This is a genomic window from Mesorhizobium neociceri (genome assembly GCF_013520985.1).
In the GTDB taxonomy this organism is placed as follows: domain Bacteria; phylum Pseudomonadota; class Alphaproteobacteria; order Rhizobiales; family Rhizobiaceae; genus Mesorhizobium; species Mesorhizobium neociceri.
On the sequence record NZ_JACDTY010000027.1, the window covers coordinates 1 to 16,160 of the forward strand.

Annotated in this window: 16 protein-coding genes and 4 pseudogenes; 8 read left to right on the forward strand and 12 right to left on the reverse strand. The window is 57.8% G+C overall.

Annotation, left to right across the window (positions count from 1 at the left end; all coding sequences use genetic code 11):
* Positions 1–866: 866 nt before the first annotated feature.
* From H0241_RS31445 to H0241_RS31455, 4 genes and pseudogenes are all read left to right on the forward strand, one after another.
* Positions 867–1,304, forward strand: a complete 438-nt coding sequence (locus tag H0241_RS31445) for a terminase small subunit (RefSeq protein WP_328824924.1) — start codon at positions 867–869, stop codon at positions 1,302–1,304.
* 210 nt (positions 1,305–1,514) lie between these two features.
* A pseudogene (locus tag H0241_RS35910) lies at positions 1,515–1,684 on the forward strand (PilZ domain-containing protein); the annotation flags it as partial.
* 93 nt (positions 1,685–1,777) lie between these two features.
* Entirely contained in the window at positions 1,778–2,032 is a 255-nt protein-coding gene (locus H0241_RS31450; RefSeq protein ID WP_181061655.1) for a hypothetical protein, read from the forward strand.
* A gap of 54 nt (positions 2,033–2,086) precedes the next feature.
* On the forward strand, positions 2,087–2,284 hold the full coding sequence (locus H0241_RS31455) for a hypothetical protein (RefSeq protein WP_181061656.1): 198 nt from the start codon (positions 2,087–2,089) through the stop codon (positions 2,282–2,284).
* Between the two features lie 356 nt (positions 2,285–2,640).
* On the opposite strand, the gene H0241_RS36610 is transcribed toward H0241_RS31455, so the two are convergent.
* From H0241_RS36610 to H0241_RS31470, 4 genes and pseudogenes are all read right to left on the reverse strand, one after another.
* Positions 2,641–3,390, reverse strand: a complete 750-nt coding sequence (locus tag H0241_RS36610) for an IS3 family transposase (RefSeq protein ID WP_456238139.1) — start codon at positions 3,388–3,390, stop codon at positions 2,641–2,643.
* Positions 3,391–3,679: 289 nt separating this feature from the next.
* A pseudogene (locus tag H0241_RS35925) lies at positions 3,680–3,820 on the reverse strand (Crp/Fnr family transcriptional regulator); the annotation flags it as partial.
* A gap of 916 nt (positions 3,821–4,736) precedes the next feature.
* Positions 4,737–4,919 carry a hypothetical protein gene (locus H0241_RS31465; RefSeq protein WP_235984585.1) on the reverse strand — a complete coding sequence of 61 codons (183 nt, stop codon included), beginning with the start codon at positions 4,917–4,919 and terminating at the stop codon, positions 4,737–4,739.
* A 576-nt stretch (positions 4,920–5,495) separates the two neighbouring features.
* Positions 5,496–5,738, reverse strand: a complete 243-nt coding sequence (locus H0241_RS31470; RefSeq protein WP_181061657.1) for a hypothetical protein — start codon at positions 5,736–5,738, stop codon at positions 5,496–5,498.
* A gap of 207 nt (positions 5,739–5,945) precedes the next feature.
* On the opposite strand from H0241_RS31470, the pseudogene H0241_RS31475 reads away from it, so the two are divergent.
* Both H0241_RS31475 and H0241_RS31480 read left to right on the forward strand, forming a co-directional pair.
* A pseudogene (locus H0241_RS31475) lies at positions 5,946–6,200 on the forward strand (ArsR/SmtB family transcription factor); the annotation flags it as partial.
* A 653-nt stretch (positions 6,201–6,853) separates the two neighbouring features.
* A pseudogene (locus H0241_RS31480) lies at positions 6,854–7,941 on the forward strand (DUF4158 domain-containing protein); the annotation flags it as partial.
* Positions 7,942–9,149: 1,208 nt separating this feature from the next.
* Here H0241_RS31480 and H0241_RS31485 read toward each other — a convergent pair.
* Together H0241_RS31485 and H0241_RS31490 are read right to left on the reverse strand one after the other, a co-directional pair.
* Positions 9,150–10,079 (reverse strand): hypothetical protein, encoded by a 930-nt coding sequence (locus H0241_RS31485; protein ID WP_181061658.1) that lies wholly within the window; start codon positions 10,077–10,079, stop codon positions 9,150–9,152.
* 335 nt (positions 10,080–10,414) lie between these two features.
* Positions 10,415–10,840, reverse strand: coding sequence for a cupin domain-containing protein (locus H0241_RS31490; protein WP_328824918.1), 426 nt, complete (start codon positions 10,838–10,840; stop codon positions 10,415–10,417).
* A 2-nt stretch (positions 10,841–10,842) separates the two neighbouring features.
* On the opposite strand from H0241_RS31490, the gene H0241_RS31495 reads away from it, so the two are divergent.
* Positions 10,843–11,322, forward strand: a complete 480-nt coding sequence (locus tag H0241_RS31495) for a hypothetical protein (protein ID WP_235984593.1) — start codon at positions 10,843–10,845, stop codon at positions 11,320–11,322.
* A 434-nt stretch (positions 11,323–11,756) separates the two neighbouring features.
* On the opposite strand, the gene H0241_RS31500 is transcribed toward H0241_RS31495, so the two are convergent.
* Both H0241_RS31500 and H0241_RS31505 read right to left on the reverse strand, forming a co-directional pair.
* Entirely contained in the window at positions 11,757–11,963 is a 207-nt protein-coding gene (locus tag H0241_RS31500; RefSeq protein WP_181061660.1) for a hypothetical protein, read from the reverse strand.
* A 103-nt stretch (positions 11,964–12,066) separates the two neighbouring features.
* On the reverse strand, positions 12,067–13,068 hold the full coding sequence (locus tag H0241_RS31505) for a YihY/virulence factor BrkB family protein (RefSeq protein WP_181061661.1): 1,002 nt from the start codon (positions 13,066–13,068) through the stop codon (positions 12,067–12,069).
* A gap of 401 nt (positions 13,069–13,469) precedes the next feature.
* On the opposite strand from H0241_RS31505, the gene H0241_RS31510 reads away from it, so the two are divergent.
* Entirely contained in the window at positions 13,470–13,658 is a 189-nt protein-coding gene (locus H0241_RS31510; RefSeq protein WP_181061662.1) for a hypothetical protein, read from the forward strand.
* Between the two features lie 15 nt (positions 13,659–13,673).
* Here H0241_RS31510 and H0241_RS31515 read toward each other — a convergent pair whose 3' ends face one another.
* Genes H0241_RS31515 through H0241_RS31530 form a run of 4 tightly spaced genes read right to left on the reverse strand, consistent with a single transcriptional unit; the run spans position 13,674 to position 15,992 of the window.
* Positions 13,674–14,012, reverse strand: coding sequence for a hypothetical protein (locus H0241_RS31515; protein ID WP_181061663.1), 339 nt, complete (start codon positions 14,010–14,012; stop codon positions 13,674–13,676).
* Between the two features lie 2 nt (positions 14,013–14,014).
* Positions 14,015–14,374, reverse strand: coding sequence for a hypothetical protein (locus H0241_RS31520; protein ID WP_181061664.1), 360 nt, complete (start codon positions 14,372–14,374; stop codon positions 14,015–14,017).
* Positions 14,374–15,594, reverse strand: a complete 1,221-nt coding sequence (locus H0241_RS31525; RefSeq protein ID WP_181061665.1) for an NRAMP family divalent metal transporter — start codon at positions 15,592–15,594, stop codon at positions 14,374–14,376. The genes H0241_RS31520 and H0241_RS31525 overlap by 1 nt, the downstream gene beginning before the upstream one ends.
* On the reverse strand, positions 15,591–15,992 hold the full coding sequence (locus tag H0241_RS31530; RefSeq protein ID WP_181061666.1) for a hypothetical protein: 402 nt from the start codon (positions 15,990–15,992) through the stop codon (positions 15,591–15,593). The genes H0241_RS31525 and H0241_RS31530 overlap by 4 nt, the downstream gene beginning before the upstream one ends.
* Positions 15,993–16,160 lie beyond the last annotated feature (168 nt).

A 16,160-nucleotide genomic window follows, 5' to 3' on the forward strand; every position in this document is an offset into this window, starting at 1 on the left:
CGCTCAGGCGTTGGCGATCAATCGGCGAAACGGTGAGGAATATTCCTGTGCGCATGCGCCAAACTCGCATGCGCACTCGCGAAAGGGAATCCCAAGCCGGACTCTTATGTTAAACGGAAACCACTAGACGGATTATGAATTGGCAACTGTCACTGGCGACAGTCATGGGCATCGATGATTGAGAGTTTGCTGTGCTCCCGCCCTTGAGGCGTTGCGATGCTACGGGTTCCGCTAAGACAATTCCTGGGACCAAACGACTAGGCCTTTTGCCAGCGCGTGTTCGATGAGATATACGCCGATGCCGGTTGGGATCATGCCTCAGTTGAAGCCGAAGGTTGGTTCTTGATTGAACAACTAACCTCCGAATTTTGTATTCCGGTAATAATCGCCGCGCCTTTCAGCACACGCTGGCGATGCTGGCGACGGTTTTCATCAGAGGGGAGGATTTGGTGACATACATTTTGTCCGCGAAGCTTTTGCCCGTCCAAGCTCCTAAACCTAGCGTCTTGCTTTCATGAGTAACAGCGCACGAAGACGCAGATCGTGGTCCATTCAGCAAGCGCCTTTCGACAACCAGTTCAGCAGGCAACTACCTACTCGACCTCAAACATCCCCTTTACAGTGGCAATCGCCTCATCGAATGTTTTGTGGGGAGTGGTTATTCCGGTCTCGCCCAAACCTGGCAGCACTATGAACAGCAGCCAACCCGTATCGGTGCGCTCCAGTTTGACTGACGAATTCACGGGTAGCGGAGGTTTCTTTCTCAATGCCGAATTGCCTTGGTTTGCCGGTGACTTAACGGCGATTGGCCCGCTCTGTTCCAATCAAATCACCTTAGCACACCCGCTCAGACCGGGGAGACCATCATCCATGCCAGCAACGCCACACAGGCGGCAAAGCGGGCCGGGTACCGGGACTTGGCAATCCAGGTGCAGGGATCGCGCCTATTATCGAAGGTTATGGTTGCTGAGGCCATCGCTACAAGGCAGGCGGCAATTGCTCCACAAGCTTGGTGTCACCCAACAACGCATTGTGACCGAGCTGGCCAAGATGCCTTTGCTGACATCCGCAAGTCGGTGCAGTGGGGCCGCAGCCCGATCGACACGGAGCCGGAAAACGCCAAGCCGAACGGTGTCGGCAATCCGGTCGAGCTAGTGCCAAGCGAGATGATCGACGACGACACGGCCGGAGCGGTCTCCGAGGCCCAGCTTGCTCAGACAGGCATCCCGATCAAGATGCATGACAAGAAATCGGCGCTAGTCTGCGCCGTAAGCAAGGGGCACCCTCCACTTGATCTCTGGTGAGAGCCGGATTCATCCCAAGCCCGCTGGCTCGCGCCGGCGGGCTTTTTTGTTTCCGGTGGAACATCAAAATCGCTGGCTAGTAGAGCAAACAGCGCTCATCCTCACGGGCGCTGCTTGACCAGGCCCGGAACCCTGGTCGGCCCGCGCTTTTGTTCCCTCGAAGCGCGGGCCATTGATATGAGGCGCCATTTTTGGTCCCTGAGTGATGATGGGGGTGCGGAATTGCGGGTAGCCGCCGATATAAGGGTGCCGGAGCACTATCTGCTATACATGCCAACCACGGAATTGCCTACCGTTGCGAGGTTCGCTGGCGGCGTAATGATCGGATCGGTGTGAAGTTTACCGGCACCGAGCCAAAACCAAAGCTCCATTACGGCTAAGCCGACCGACGATAAAGCTTCTCCCATCTACCGCTTCGGGAGCAACTCGATTGCGGGCATTGATGGTCTCCCCGGTCTAAACGGGTGCGAGGCATGGAACTTTATGAGCTTCTGGAAATTAGGACTAATGTTCCGGGGATGAGGTTTGTTGTGATCATGGATCCAGCCGACCAATGGTTGGTCTACGATGAGGTGGTTGGGGTGCCTACCGAAAGAGATGGAGAGGTTCTAGTCGCGCTGTCGCGGGAGGCTGCGGAACGTTTGGCATCAGAAGCGAATTTTTCCTGCGCGGTAGGAATGTTGGTTCGGCAGATGGAACCGGCTGGTTCGTACGATTTCGAACGTTGATCGGCGACGCCGGCCGTGATTGGTTTTCATCTCCGATCTGTGGGAAGCAGCGCGGTGGATGACCATCCGAAAAACATTGTCTCGATTGAGCAGCTAAACGGCCGATGGGCTGTGCAGGTCATGGAAGACGGCGCGGTCACCCAGCATCTTTTCGAGACCGAAGACTTCGCGAGAAATTTTGCAGCTGGTCAATGGATAAGGCTTAATCCCAAACCGGCCCTGCCGAAGAGCAGGCGAAAGCCAAAAGTGTAATCTCGGTCAGCCATTGTTACTTGCCGCCACGGCGGAACAGGTTGTCAGCAGGCACGTTGCTTCAAGGCGTAACCTTGGAGAACACAAATGGACGACGATCTCCGCAGGAGACTTAGGGAACTCAGCGTCACTTTGCAAAATCGTGCGACAGGGCTCTCGTTAACCGGTTCTAGCGGCGACACAGCCATCCTCATGTCAGGAGTCGCGATCATCCTTGAGGCTTTGCTCGTCGTAGCCGACGAGGCCCGGACCCCACGCTCCGGCCCATCCGTCGCGCCCGACGCCGGATAAACATCTCCTAGGCCTGGAGAGGTTCAACCGCGACAGTGCATTGCTCTTGATGATTGTGGACAGGATCAGAGCGCCGAGTGCTTACCTCTCACCAGCAAATCGCTCGCCGGGAATTGGCTTTGTTGGCCTGCTGCCGGTTTTTCGGACACGAGGTTTAAGCTAACATAGCTTGTTCCTCGAACTCCACGGGGCTCAGATAGCCCAGTGTGGAGTGCCTTCGCCGAGGATTGTAGAAGCGCTCGATGTAGTCGAACACATCTGCCCTGGCGGCAGCTCTCGTCCTGTAGACCTTGCGGGCTACTGCGTTCGGTTTTTAACGACGAGAAGAAGCTCTCCATCGCAGCATTGTCCAGACGTTGCCCGACCGGCTCATCGAACACGTAATGCCGTGGTCGGCCATCAGGCGTTTGGAACTGGTCGCTCGTATATTGCGATCCCTGGTCGGAGTGATGCAGCAGGCTGTCGGACTTACCCCGGCGCCAGATCGCCATGATGAGGGCGTCGGTGACGAGTTGGGCTGTCATCTCGGCCTTCATAGCCCAACCGACGACCCGCCGGGAGAACAGGTCGACCACGGCGGCAACGTAAAGCCAACCTTCCGCGGTCCAGATGTAGGTGAAGTCGGCGATCCACTTCTGGTTCGGTGCCGATGCCTCGAAGGCGCGGTCGAGGAGGTTGTCCGACACTGCCGCTCGCTCGCCGGTGTCCTTCGGCAGCCCACGACGCCTCGGCCGGGCACGCAGCCCGTTCTCCCGCATGAGCGGCTCGATACGATGCAGCTCGCAGGAAAGCCCCTCGGCCAGAACGCGTGCCAGACGCGCCTGGCGCCATAGGTGCGGTCGCTGCTCTTGAAGCTGCGGTCGATCCTGGAAATGAGAACCTCATCGTGCTGGGAGCGAGCGCTGGGGCTGCGGTTGAGCCAGGCATGGAAGCCGACCGGGACGCGTCCAGCGCACTGCACAGCCATGCCACCGGCCATATGTTCCGGTGCCTCGCGATGAAAGCGAACCTCATGTCACGTCCCTCGCGAAGTAGGCTGCGGCCTTTTTAGGATGTCGCGCTCCGCCTTCAGCTCCGCCACTTCCTTGCGCAGCGGTCGATCGCTTGCGTCAGCGGCAGACGGAAACTCAGGCTGGTTGTGCAATTCACTACCTTCAATCGAACGTAAAGTTCGCAAATCAGATGGGCCAGATGAGAGATCTTCGATCGGCGCCCCATAGCGACGATCCATTCCCGGTGGATCGCCCGAAATCACCGCGCCGCGAGCGGCTAGCGGACTGGCTTCGTTGCCGACGCCACGCCGGAATCAATCGCGGTCCGCGGTGGCCGTAGTCGACACGGTGGCGACTGTGCTCGAGCGGGAATGGTGGCGCTGCTTCCCTGAGAGTCGCGACGAATCAGCGCCGCCGACGGGCTACATATTGCTGCAGGGCCGGGTTGGCGGCCGAGGTTTGAAAGCCACCGCCCGACGCTTCCTCGGCCAGTTGGCTGTGACAGGCAGATCCGCCAGAGAAGTCTTGATGATGGGTATGGTTGGTGTGGTCGCGCGCCGTTTCAGCAAAGCTGCAGACATCTTTGCCACAAGGTCTCTAACTTCCATAGCTGGCGTCTCCTCCCGAGAAACGCCCTCCCGCTCATTGTCCATAGCACGGTTGCGAACCCCTCGCATTTAATTCTGACTTTTGGGGCATCTTGGCGCTTTCGCGCGCGGTGGACCTCGGTTCCAAATTTGGCACAACGGCAAAACGCGAGTTCCGCGCTCCTACAGGGATGAGACCGCCTCCCCACCCCAGATGACGAGGCAGACCTACCAGCAGCGGCCTGGAGGAAGCATCGCATGAGAGTAGTCCGACTGCATCAGACCTGCCGAGCCGTTTCGATTTCACAGCCCGAGCGTTTGGCCCCGTTTGCAGATGGATGAAAGCCGCGAGGAAATTGCTGATAACCGCCTCGTTGAACGCATTGACGGCAGAGCCGCGGACAACATCAACCAGCACGGCGGCCGCGGCTTCAACCTTGTCGGATGATCAAGCCGATCCATGCGCTTCACAACGCGATCGCCGGGCGGAATGGTAGACCACGCTGCGCTTGTAACCGTTCGTATCAAGTGGTTCGAACAGCATTGTCATGCGGGCAAATCCTCAGCGAATCGGGACCAGCTTCAACAGCCGCCGTCTGGCAGCTTTCGCCCGCGCTTGCCCGGCTCGTATCCGGCTGCAGAGTGCAAGACTGATCGCAATCCGTGATTCTCGTTGAGCATTTTTTCTGCACGCTTGAGCGAGAGTTCGGCTCGCTTCGCGCGTTGTCGGGCGATCGCCATTTCCAAGTTCCAAAGTTCAACCATTCCTCGGCATCCTCGATTCTCATCCTTTTCGTTAGCAAACCATCATTTTCCGCTTTGGTTCCGATTGCTGTGAGCGGGGATGCATGACCGACCCGCTCGACATCCTCGCCGATCATCTGCAAGGCCTCGCCGATCAGGTAGCAGCTGCTCTACAGGATGCGCGGGGAATGCAAGCCCAACGCGATGGGTCACGCGTCGCAAAGAGTGCAAAAGTGGCGGGTCCGCTTGTCGAGCCCCGAAAGGCGAGAGGATGACGAGGCTATAGGCCCTGACGTCGAACCGAGCGCAGATTTGAAGAGCGTGATCTTGTGACGCCGCATATCGCTGAACTGCGCACTGGTATCGCCTAGATGTCAAAACTCTGCCGCGTGCGCGAGGTGCGGCCTTATGTGCACTCCAGTAGTCCGGCTTACTTGGTGAGATGCGACACATGCCGAGCAAGCCGGGCTACGACCCTGCTTTCTGTATGTGGCCGGGCGATGGGAAAATTACCGCGCACTCGGTGCGTCGCAACTACGACCGAAGTCCCTGTCCGGCTCGCAAAGGTCTGAAGTCGGAAACATAGGACGTCGTCATTCATTGTGAAATGACCGCCGGCTTTATGAGTCCCTTGATCGTCGGGTTAAAGTGCTCACCCGCACGCTGGCTTGGCGTGGCGGATGAGTCATTTACGGAGAATGCATGCAACCGGGTAAGATCATAGCTGATGCGTTCGCTGCCGGTTTCCTGATCTGCATATTGGCAATTGTATTCATGCTTTTTGGCAAGCCACTTTGGCCGGAACGACACGTGCGAATGGTGATTTTCCCGCCCGCCCATAGAATGACCACCGCTGCCATTAAGACGACGACGCCCGAACTGCCAACCAACTTTGATCTGAGCAGGGCGGCCCCGAGACCTCCTACAAATTCGGGCGGGCCTTTTTAGCTAGCGTTAATATTCCATTTACTGTGCGCGCGCATGTTCAGATGGCGTGGCTAAGTTTTCTCGCAGGCAACAACTCGTCGCTCCTGAACCTTTGGGAGCGAACTTTCGGTCGGTATCCTTGCCGAGAAAGTTCAACTCAGCCAATCGGCCCTGTCGCAGCATCTTGCCAAGCTCCGCGCCTTCGGCGTTGTCGACACTCGTCGCGACCGCCAGATGGTCTACTATTCCTGCTCGTCCGGTGCGGCGCGCGAACTGCTTGCCATGCTGGATAGTTTCCTGGCGACCGAAAGATCGCTCACGGGGCCGGGGCCGCATTACGTCGCCGAAAGACTGCGCCGGGCGCGAGCAGCCTGAGAACAGGAACCGGGTTTAAGGCGAGCCGGCTCATTTCATTCCGCTAGGGAAGAACGCAAGCTGTACCCATCAAGAATGAGCGTTCTCCAGCCTCTTGAAGTCCGAAAGTCCTAACGATCCGCTGGCCTTCCGCAAAGGCCAATGCGAACGTTCCATCTCGAGTGGCAAAGTCCCCATCGCGATTCGCCAGGAGGCGAAAGGGCACCTCTTTTCGAAATGCAAGGGACTGCTAATATACCTTGAGGGAGAGCGGGTGATAAAGCGGAATCTCAGAAGTCCAAGAAGGCCTATCCGAATAGCGATCGGTTCGCAGAGGACGGCAAGCGCCGCGACAGCGCCTATGATGCTGCAAAGACGACCATGGTTGCCGAGGCGGCGAAGTCCGCCTTCATCGCAGCGGCCTTAAAGGGGAAGAAGCCGATCCCTCGCGTCAAACTGCGGCGCCGTTCAATGCTCATAAGCGGCGCCTCCCTCGCTGCCGTTTTGGGTTTGTTGATGTACTTGCTAAGCACGAGCTAAATTAAGAGCCGGCCCGACACACCCGCCGGAGCGATTCCACGCATCAATAGCCGGCCCGCGCTTCCCTTTCCTCGCCTACGAAAAATTGTCCTGCCTGGAACATTTTGCCGCCGACAAAATTTAGCTGATGTCCCCAGCTCGGATTTGCCGTTCAGCTCTGCCTGATGCGATATCCAGGCAGGGTGTTGGGACCGACGAAACTCCGCCTCGCGCAATGCTAAAGTACATTGCTGAGCAGATTGGCGCCGACGCTGGAAAGTTTGCGCTCTATGCACGCCGTGAAGAAACGCGTCGCGATCACATTGCTCGCTTGATGGTTTATCTGGCCGCGCGGAGCGCGACGGGGCACTGCGCTGTTAGCTGCAATTCAGGCGGCCACGATGTCCGACGACGGAGGCGCGATAGCGAGTGCCACTGTCGCCATATTTCATGAACGCGGATCTCTTCTGCCAGCAATCGACACGATCGAACGGATCGGTCTTGCCGCCCGCGCCATTGCCCGTCGGCGGGCGGAGAGAACGCTGATCGAAGAAATTTCGGTCGATACGCTTCGATCATTGGACAAGCTGTTGGAGGTTGACGCGGCCATCGGTCAGACGCGCTTTCATTGGCTGCGATCAGCGCCGGATGCGCCAGGTGCGTCAAACCTGGTCGGGCTGACCGAACGGATTGTTCCTGCGCAAGCTAGATATCGATCCGGAATTGCAGATGCGCATATCATCTGGACGGTGGGATCAGATGATCCGTGAGGGCAACGCCACACCAGTGGGCTGGCCAACGACTTCAATGCCAGCCGTCGACACGCGCTGATCGTGGCGCAGATAATCAAGCTCGGCCAAAAGCTCACGGACGATGCAGTGTCGATGTTCATCAAGCTGATAGGTCGGCTGTTCTCGCAAGCCAATAACCGCAAGAAGCAGCGGCATGCAGGTCGGATACCGCCAAAGCGCTACGCATGTTCCTGGATACGATCACAGCGCTGCAGTCCGCAAACGATTATGGTCGGAACGCGTTGGAGGTTATCGGTCAGGAAGTTGAATGGCACCGGTTGCTTCGGATGAAGCCCGAGCTTGGGTCGATGGTCGAGGACAACGAGGCGTCGCCGTTAACCTTAGCAGCGGAGCAATATGCGACCGTCAACAAGTATGCCGGCGCGTTCCTGCAGGCGTTCACGTTCCGCTCAGCGCGCCGCCACGATCCCCCTATTGCGGCGATTTCGTTGCATGAAGAGCGAAGTTCTCACGCGCCACTCACGCGGCCTACACCGAACGGCTCTTGTCATCCGTGCCGGAAATGGATCTGGACTGGCTTAGAAGGCTGCTGGCCAGCCGGAATATCTGACTGAGGGCGGCCAGGGTCACGGCCCTGCTGCTTATCGGATGTCAAACGTGGCTAGCAGTGATGCAACTTCTGGAACCGGATTCGGCTCACGACCAAGATCTCAGGAAATGGCCGGCGTGCCGGCATCGGAGCCGAAGGCACCGATAGGATTCCTGGCTCTTCTCGCTGATTTGATGACGACTCCATGCCTGTAGAAAAAGGAACGGCCCGGCTTCGCTCGGATCCATCGCGCCGGCAGTCACATTTTCGGCTCGCCTTATCAGCCGCTAGATGGCAACAAGCCGAATACAACCAGCAGGACAACGAAAATAGCAAAGGCAAACACCACCCCCCACATTAGCACCCGTCTCGTACCGCGCTGCGCTTCACTGCGAGATAAGTCTTTCGCCATAGCTCAGATCCTCGCTTCGGCTGAACTAGCAACGGGATTGCCGCTTTGAGGTTCCCCAGCTAGTTCGACAAGCAATCTTTCGGCGGTGGCGCGCCGCCGATCGTGTCGGTTGGCGGCAGGGCACGTGCTTCGCTTTCGGATAGGAGCGCACGCCACTCTTTCTCTTGCGACATACATAGCGCAAGGGTTAGGAACGGCGCACGCAATATGCTGCCGTTGACAGCGGTGCCGACACACTACGGCGGTGTCAAACGGCGGCACCCGGGGCGAGTAATTCCGCCACCCGCCGATCTCTCTCGAGCGAGCGAAGAACCTCGCCGAGCATCCGCTACTGGACGCGCGTGGGCTGCAGTCTATTCCAATGATGGTCGTCGCTTTGTCCATGTGAGGATCCCTAGTAAGGCGTGACAGCTCGATACCGAATGGCACGGGGCGAAGTTTTGAGTATCCCCACCGATGGCTTCAAAGTCGACGATACCCGCTCTTTACCTTTGAATTTTCCGGATCATAAAATTGCCCCCCCCCAAGGTCGGTGAGCTGATCCGATCGTCCAGGCTGCTCGGGGTTGCGCACTTGCGGTTCAGCGGGTTGGGGTTCAGGCGCGGTTCTTGAGAAGCGGCCGGCAGCCCGTTGTCTGAACGCTGTGGTGATCCTCCTGTCGAAGCCTGCTTCTAGGAAAGACACTAAGATCTCGATGATTAGCGAGATGGCGAACGCTGAACGTTGCGAACAAACAGCGCCTCCTCTTCGTCTCTCTGCTTGCCACCCAGCGCCCCAGCAACGCTTGCTATGAACGCGCCTATCACCAACGACAGGGCACCCAGGAGCGCAAAGGTGGCACTCGCTTTCCGGGCGGTGTCGGCCGCCGCTTTGGCCTTGTTTTTGGCAGCGTCAACGTTGGCAAGCACAGTGTCGACCCTAGCTTTAGCATCCGCCTCTGACAGACCGGTGCGGGAAGCGACCAGTCGCGCCAGATAGGTTTTATCATCGGCTGAAACCTCGCCATTCGCGGCGCTGGCGATCAGGATGCGTGTTGCCTGCCCAGTCGTGGCAGCATCGTTTTGGTCAGCTGCGGCCACAGTCCCGGTATTGGTTGGCCGAAACAGCGTATCGACAAAGTAGCCGAGAAAATTGTCAGTTGAGCGAGCCCCGTTGCTCGCCGCGGCGGAGGAGGCCCCTACCGCGGCGCCAGAGGCCACGGTGGAGGCTGCTTGCACACCCGAACCCAGTGCTGAGGAAAGCGCCGAGCCGAGAACGCCAGCAACCAACAAGGTCGCCAACGCCCAGGCGAGAAACCCATGAGCGGTATCACGAAAATAGACTTCGTCGGTGTGAACGTTCACCCATGTGGTGCGCAGCCGACCGGTAAGATAGCCGCCAACTCCGGCTGACAGCCACTGCACCACGACGAGCCAGGCGGCGGCCGAAACCGTGAAGGTTGTGGCGGAGGCGCTCGATCCGGTCCAGGGCGAAACCATTGTCAGCCCAAGACCTGAACCGACCAGCAGAAGGACAACTGACAGGGTCGATGCCGCAAAGGCGCCAGCGACAATCGGGCCCCAGCTGACCGCCGATGAGGAAGATTCAGTAACCGACGAAACGTCCGTTGGTGAGAGGGCGGTTTGCATTTGCCCCCCCTAACGCGCAAAGAGCATGAGCAGAATGATGATGGGGATCGGAACCCCGAGCAACCACAGCAAGATACCGCGTCCCATGAGATCCTCCTAATAAAGCGCTGCGACGAAGTAACAATTGTTGGAAGTCCCTTTCGTTCCATGAGGGTTTAGAATCTGATTTGCCTCCCCCTGTCGGGGCCGCCGGTGCCACCAACGCCAATCGGAAAAGCAGCCGCAAGCGCGGTGTTTTCGCCTCATGCCCAAGCGCGTTGTCCATTTGCTGCCGAAGCGGCATCCCGGCAGCGGCTGCGCCAAGGGCAGTACAACCCGTGTTGATCTGCGATTCCTCAAGTCTTCTTCCAACTTTGCAAAAGTTGGCCTTTACTCCCATAAACGGGATCCCTTTTCGGACGGCCAACCTTTCGGATCGTGGCGAGCGCGCCGCTATGCTGCTTAGCAGTCGTGCATTCGTCATAGGTCCCAAATGGAGGATATGCGCCGACGACCAGAAAATCGTCGGATACCGACAGGCATTGGTGGCCGGTGCCAGCCGGCAAAACCACGACATCGCCGGCCTTGATGGATAGTGTTCGGCCCTTTTTGCCTCCAAACTGAACCACGGCCGTTCCGCACGCGACGCCGAGCACCTCATGGATTCGCGAATGGTAGTGAACGTAGTCGTAGATGCCATTCCGCCAGCTATGCCCCCATCCATTGGCTTGGAACAGTTCCTCCATGACGGCCGCGGGATCGAATTCGTCGGGCGGCTTCACGGATGATTAGGCACCAAGCCATCATCCTTGAACCGAAACTCATTCGGTTTTCTCCGCTTTACACATTTGGCAACTTCTTGCTTTGCCGGTCTTGCGATCCCCGTGACCTGCTCGACGCCTTTTTTCAGACTATGCAAGATGTTCATGGCTGGGCCTTCCAAAAGCGACTGGAAGGATTGCCTGCCAGCCGAGCTGTTATCGTCTCGTTCACCTCAAACAAGCACTTGCTGGCTTTGTTCCGGTCAGTGGCGAAAGGCCAGCATGCTGATAATTCATGCACCAGCGACCACGATGAGCTGTTATCGTCTAGCGCGGCCAGAAAAGTCCATGGTGAATTGCGTGGAGCAATCGCATTCGCGGACCGTTTTCCCACCATTGAGCGCGACGCCGTATTTGGCGAGGCCAATCGAGTTTCAGGCGGTGGTGACGAAAAGGAGAGCCACCATTCCCGCCATCCAGCCAAGAAGGGCGGCAAAAGTTGAATCGAAGGCGCGCGCCCTTGCCCGATACTTCCCTTGCGAGACCCCCGAAAATGATCCGCTGGGGTTAGATCTGATGCCTAAAAATCGACGGCCACTAGCCAGCCCAGAACAAAAACCGTGGAACTGCCAAGGGCGCCTCCGAAGAGGATTTCAATCGCACAATGAAGAAAGTCATCAAGGAGGCTAAACCTAGGGACAAGGCCCCGCCGCTGCCGATCAAGAAGGTGGCGAAGTCACCGCCACGGGCGAGGTAGATCGCATGCTCAGCGGCCGAATCCCTATGCCCTTGAGCGCCAGGCGGGAACCTCTGGATCGCCAGAGGGCCGTCGGGGCCTAAGTCTGCTTCAGGGGTCCAAGGCTGTCGTCCCGCACAGATGGCCCCATTCCCGAAATGATCTATGTCTGCGCGTTTGCTTGGCATAGGGGCGAAAAGATTAAGCGTTGGGGCCTGGCACCTGATGACAGGGTGAGGTCAACAAGACGCCAAGCCTGACCGGCGTCTCGCGCCAAGTCGGGAAGTTCTCTGCAAAAATGGCGTGGCGTTCGGTTGCCGCAGATGCTTTGGCGATTTCCAGCTCGGCAATGTACCGGTTCGCGGATTCGAGTCGACCAGCGAGGTCGATTTCGACTGAACTCTGCATGTCGGCTTTCTCCTTTTATGCCACCACTCGCCATTCGAATGAGCGGGCACATAACGCGCATGTTCCCCTCCCTTAGGCCAGACCAGGTCAGGGCTAACGGTGCCTACGGACGGCGAAGGCCCAGAACGAGGGCGGTCATCGTTGCGCTTGCGCACGCCACCGCCAGCAGGGCGACAACGCCTGCCGAATTGGACTCTGCCTCTGTGCGAAATGGGACCTGTTTTGCAGGCCAAGGATTGTCAACCAGTGCGTTCAGATCCGACCTGCTGCCGTGTCGAACCGAATAGGCGCGCGTAAATTCGGCACCGAGAAGGAAAATTTCCGATGAGTAATAAACCCACAGCAGAACGACGAGCAGGCTACCGGCGGCACCATATGAGGATGCGACCGCGCTGGTCCCGATATACCAGCCGATAAGTGATTTTCCAAGCGTGAACAGGGCTGCGGTCACAACAGCACCAATCCCGACATCGCGCCATTCGAGCGACCGATCCGGCAAAACTTTGTAGATTGCGGCGAACATGACCGAGATCAGGACGAAGGAAACGACCGCATTGATCATGGTAAGCACGATCGTGCCGAAAGGCAGGTGCGCGTTGATGATGTTTCCCAGTGCCGAGATCGCTGCGCTCCCAACGAGCGACACGAGCAACATGAAGCCGAGGGCTGCGACCAAGCCGAGACTTGCGGCACGGGCGCGGACTAGGCGCGACAACGAACTTCCCTGAGGTTCAACCTTCCATATCATGTTCAGCGATTGCTGCATTTCGCCAAAGACGCCCGACGCAGCCACCAGCAAGGTGATTATTCCGATCATCGCGGCCCAGCTTCCGGATAACCTGCTCGATGCGCTCTCCAGCGCGGCTTGAAGGAGATTTGCGCTCTCTGGCCCCATCAGCCCCGAAATCTGAGCGGACAACGCCAATTGGGCAGCGTCGTGACCAAAAACGAGACCTGCAATTGCGACCACGATCAGCAAAATAGGTGCCAGGGATGTGGTGGCGTAAAAAGCCATTGCCGCGCCATGACTAAGAGCGTTATCGTTGACGAACCCGACCACGCTTTCTTTGACCAGATCCCAGACATTCGTGATCGAGCGTCGCATCTCTTGAATCCGTCGGCATTTGCAATGGCGTCCATCACCAATGCCCCAGAACTCGCGATGTTCCGATCGCGCGCCGGGTAGCGTCCCAGTTTGAAATTTGAAATATGCGAAAGCGCCTATCCCGGTTTGCCCGGATAGGCGAAAGGGACTATATGCTTAGCGTAAAGCATCGAGAAGGCGTGTCCCAAGAGCGTGACGTGCGTGTGTGGCGCCAGGCTGGGACCTGGGGGAGTTAGGGCGCGCCAATTGACCCGGCAATTCTTTGGTTAAAAACGTACAGTGAATCCTCATTGAAGCCGCCGTTGAGCGGATTAAAATCCCTGTGTCACTGGCTATTGGTTGACGGCGCACCGGTGCTTGAGAGTAACGCTAAGCTCCCGCCCTGATGGGAGGTTGGCATCATGTCCCAGCCAGGTAATCTGGTATCGGCGTTCGACTGCGACATCCTGCGCAGCGCCTTTATAAAATGCGTCATCGAAAAGAAAATTCCAGAGGACAAATGGCGGGCTGAGGCCGAGCTTTTGATCGGGCACTATACCGATAACGATGACATCGAGCCCGGCTTGCTGGAATGGATTGTGCGAAAATAATCGGTCGCTGAAATTTCAAACTGAGACACTACCCTCGGTCGACATCTTCATCTCAGAAAGCTCGGCTATCGGACACAACAGTCGCGGCCGCCCCGGGTCTGAGATATCGAGCTTGTCCCAAGGAATGCGGTACAAGACGTCGCGATGGCGGAGCCGGAAAAGATCAAGCAGCGCGATGCCGATGGTGGAAGCTGAAAGACGCTCAAACACAGCATAGATACCGACGTGGAATTCCGTGATGATCACGCCCTTGCCATGCCGTTTGGCGCATATTTCCTCGATGTGACCGATGCTTTTGCCCCGTTGCGAAAGAACGCGTCGCCCCACCAGGTGTTCGAGGTTCACTGTGGTCATCGTCACGCTCCAGGAATGCGCCCGATGACATGATCGCGTAGCCAATCCTGCCAGGCGAATATCGAGGTCTCGCGCACATCGATGTCCAATTCGATGTCTATGCCGATATCTCGCACCTTGCCCCATGCGATCCGATGCGGCCGTGCATGCCGCTTGCCGCCCAGCTTTGCCGCGAGTCCAGCCATCAGGTGCCCAGGCCGTTGACCAAGGCGACGCGCCAAAGTGATGGATCCGAGTTCGATCGAAACGATCATGGGCGGCTTGCCCGGGCGCAACTCTGCCACCAGCCCGTCTACCTTGCCGATCTTGACATGATTGCGGTCTAGGACTTGCTTGTCCAGGATATCACGCAGCAATTTCATCACGTGCCTCCGAGTATCTGCAGCGGAATTGTGACCAGAGCGAGCACGAAGCCCAGCGCGATAATAAAGATCACCGCGGCGTTCGAAATGAAGCCATTGCGGTGCTCGCCGACATAGCGCTCGTCGTTCAGCAAAAACAGGAATGGGACGACCGTTAGTGGCAGGCTGGCCGCCGTCAGCGCCATGGAAAAGATGGTGAGCTTTAGCGGGTCGATCCCGAGCGTGATCGGGACGGCGGCGAGGAGCAATGAAAGTGTGTAGACGGCGCTGAAACCCGGATCGTCGCGTGGCTTGCGATCCTCGCCCCATGCCCAGCCGAACCCTTGGGCCACCAGATAAGCCTGTTGCAGCCCCACCTCGAGTGCGGCCCCGAAACAGGCAATGGCGAGAGATGCAACGAACAGGATGAAGCCCCAGAAGCCGAATATCGGAATCAGCATCAATGGCAATTGGTGATAGTCATTCACCTGATCGATACCGTGCGTCGCGAGCACGAGAGCGGCCACGATCAACACGCCAATCGAGATCGTGCCCCCGAAGGTCATACCCATTCCCGCAATGGCCCTATTGGTTCCGAGATAGCTTTCGTCCCAGTGATCCTCGATAGCGCCCGAGGAGTAAAACATGAACAGGTAAGGCGATATCGATGCACCGAGAATGCTGACCGCCATGAACCAGTAATTTGCACCATCATGGGCCGGTAGCGAGGGGACGGCGGCGGTCGCGACGGCTTTCCAGTCGGGCTTCAACATCACCGCTCCAACGACAAAACACAGCGTCACCAGACCGAGGATCGACACACCTTTTTCGATAAAGCCGAACGTGCCTTTCCAGAGCAAAAGCCATGCCAGCAAAGCCGCCGGAAGTGCCCACCATTGGAAACCTATCCCGGTGGCAAATTCGAGTGCGATGGCGACGCCGCCGATCTCGGCGGATAGAACCATGAAATTGACGAGCAGCGCGGCGAGAAAAGGCCACAGAAAAACATTGAACCCAAATCTCTCCCGGATGCCATCGGAGATCGTATGATGGCTCATGGCAGCGAACCGACCGGCCATCTCGACCAGAAAGATGATGCAGATGGTGCCGAGAACCACAGCCCAGATCAGCTGGAAACCAAAAGTTGCGCCAGCTTGTGCGGCCGTCGCCATTGATCCGACTTCGAGGAAGCCGCCGACGCTGGTGACAATGCCAAGCGATATTTCCAGGAGTTTCTTCATGGCATTGGCCCGAAATATTTGGCATGCGCAACGGCCATCGCGCGGAGAGCCGCTCGAAGATATCGTTGCGCTTTTTGTACTTCCGCGCGATTTCCGACTCGCAGTCCGGCCTCGGCATGCGCTACCGAGGTCGACAGATCCTTGACGACTGTCGATAGAGCAAGTTGAGCAAGTTGCGTGTCCGATTGAGCTGACGCGTCTGTTCGGATTTGCGTCTCGACGTCGACCAATATCTCTCCGACCGCATGCACCGTGTCGGTGGCATAGCGCGTTGGTGCCGATCCGGCTAACCACGTATCAAGCGTCATCGATACAGACTGTGCTGCCGAGGTGGCACTGCGCAACTGCTGCTTAAGCTGATCGGCCGGCGAGCATGCTGTCAAAAGACCCAGTAGCATCAATCCGATGAGTCGGCAGAATCTGAGAGGATGGCCTTGCAAGGGTACAGCCGCTTGGTACACCACAGGATTGTCTTCCCGCGAAACTGTGGTCTGATTTAGAGCGCTCGACAGATCCGTCAATCAGGCTGGCAAGGCATCCCAACGCCGATTAGGACCTCATTGCGG

Coding starts and splice junctions, on each gene's coding strand:
- H0241_RS31465 (WP_235984585.1), bottom strand. CDS start 4,919: ATGGTTGAACTTTGGAACTTGGAAATGGCGATCGCCCGACAACGCGCG.
- H0241_RS31495 (WP_235984593.1), top strand. CDS start 10,843: ATGATTAGGCACCAAGCCATCATCCTTGAACCGAAACTCATTCGGTTT.
- H0241_RS31515 (WP_181061663.1), bottom strand. CDS start 14,012: ATGACCACAGTGAACCTCGAACACCTGGTGGGGCGACGCGTTCTTTCG.
- H0241_RS31470 (WP_181061657.1), bottom strand. CDS start 5,738: ATGGGCGGGCGGGAAAATCACCATTCGCACGTGTCGTTCCGGCCAAAG.
- H0241_RS31525 (WP_181061665.1), bottom strand. CDS start 15,594: ATGAAGAAACTCCTGGAAATATCGCTTGGCATTGTCACCAGCGTCGGC.
- H0241_RS31530 (WP_181061666.1), bottom strand. CDS start 15,992: ATGCTACTGGGTCTTTTGACAGCATGCTCGCCGGCCGATCAGCTTAAG.
- H0241_RS31520 (WP_181061664.1), bottom strand. CDS start 14,374: ATGAAATTGCTGCGTGATATCCTGGACAAGCAAGTCCTAGACCGCAAT.
- H0241_RS31510 (WP_181061662.1), top strand. CDS start 13,470: ATGTCCCAGCCAGGTAATCTGGTATCGGCGTTCGACTGCGACATCCTG.
- H0241_RS31450 (WP_181061655.1), top strand. CDS start 1,778: ATGGAACTTTATGAGCTTCTGGAAATTAGGACTAATGTTCCGGGGATG.
- H0241_RS31505 (WP_181061661.1), bottom strand. CDS start 13,068: ATGCGACGCTCGATCACGAATGTCTGGGATCTGGTCAAAGAAAGCGTG.
- H0241_RS31485 (WP_181061658.1), bottom strand. CDS start 10,079: ATGCAAACCGCCCTCTCACCAACGGACGTTTCGTCGGTTACTGAATCT.
- H0241_RS31500 (WP_181061660.1), bottom strand. CDS start 11,963: ATGCAGAGTTCAGTCGAAATCGACCTCGCTGGTCGACTCGAATCCGCG.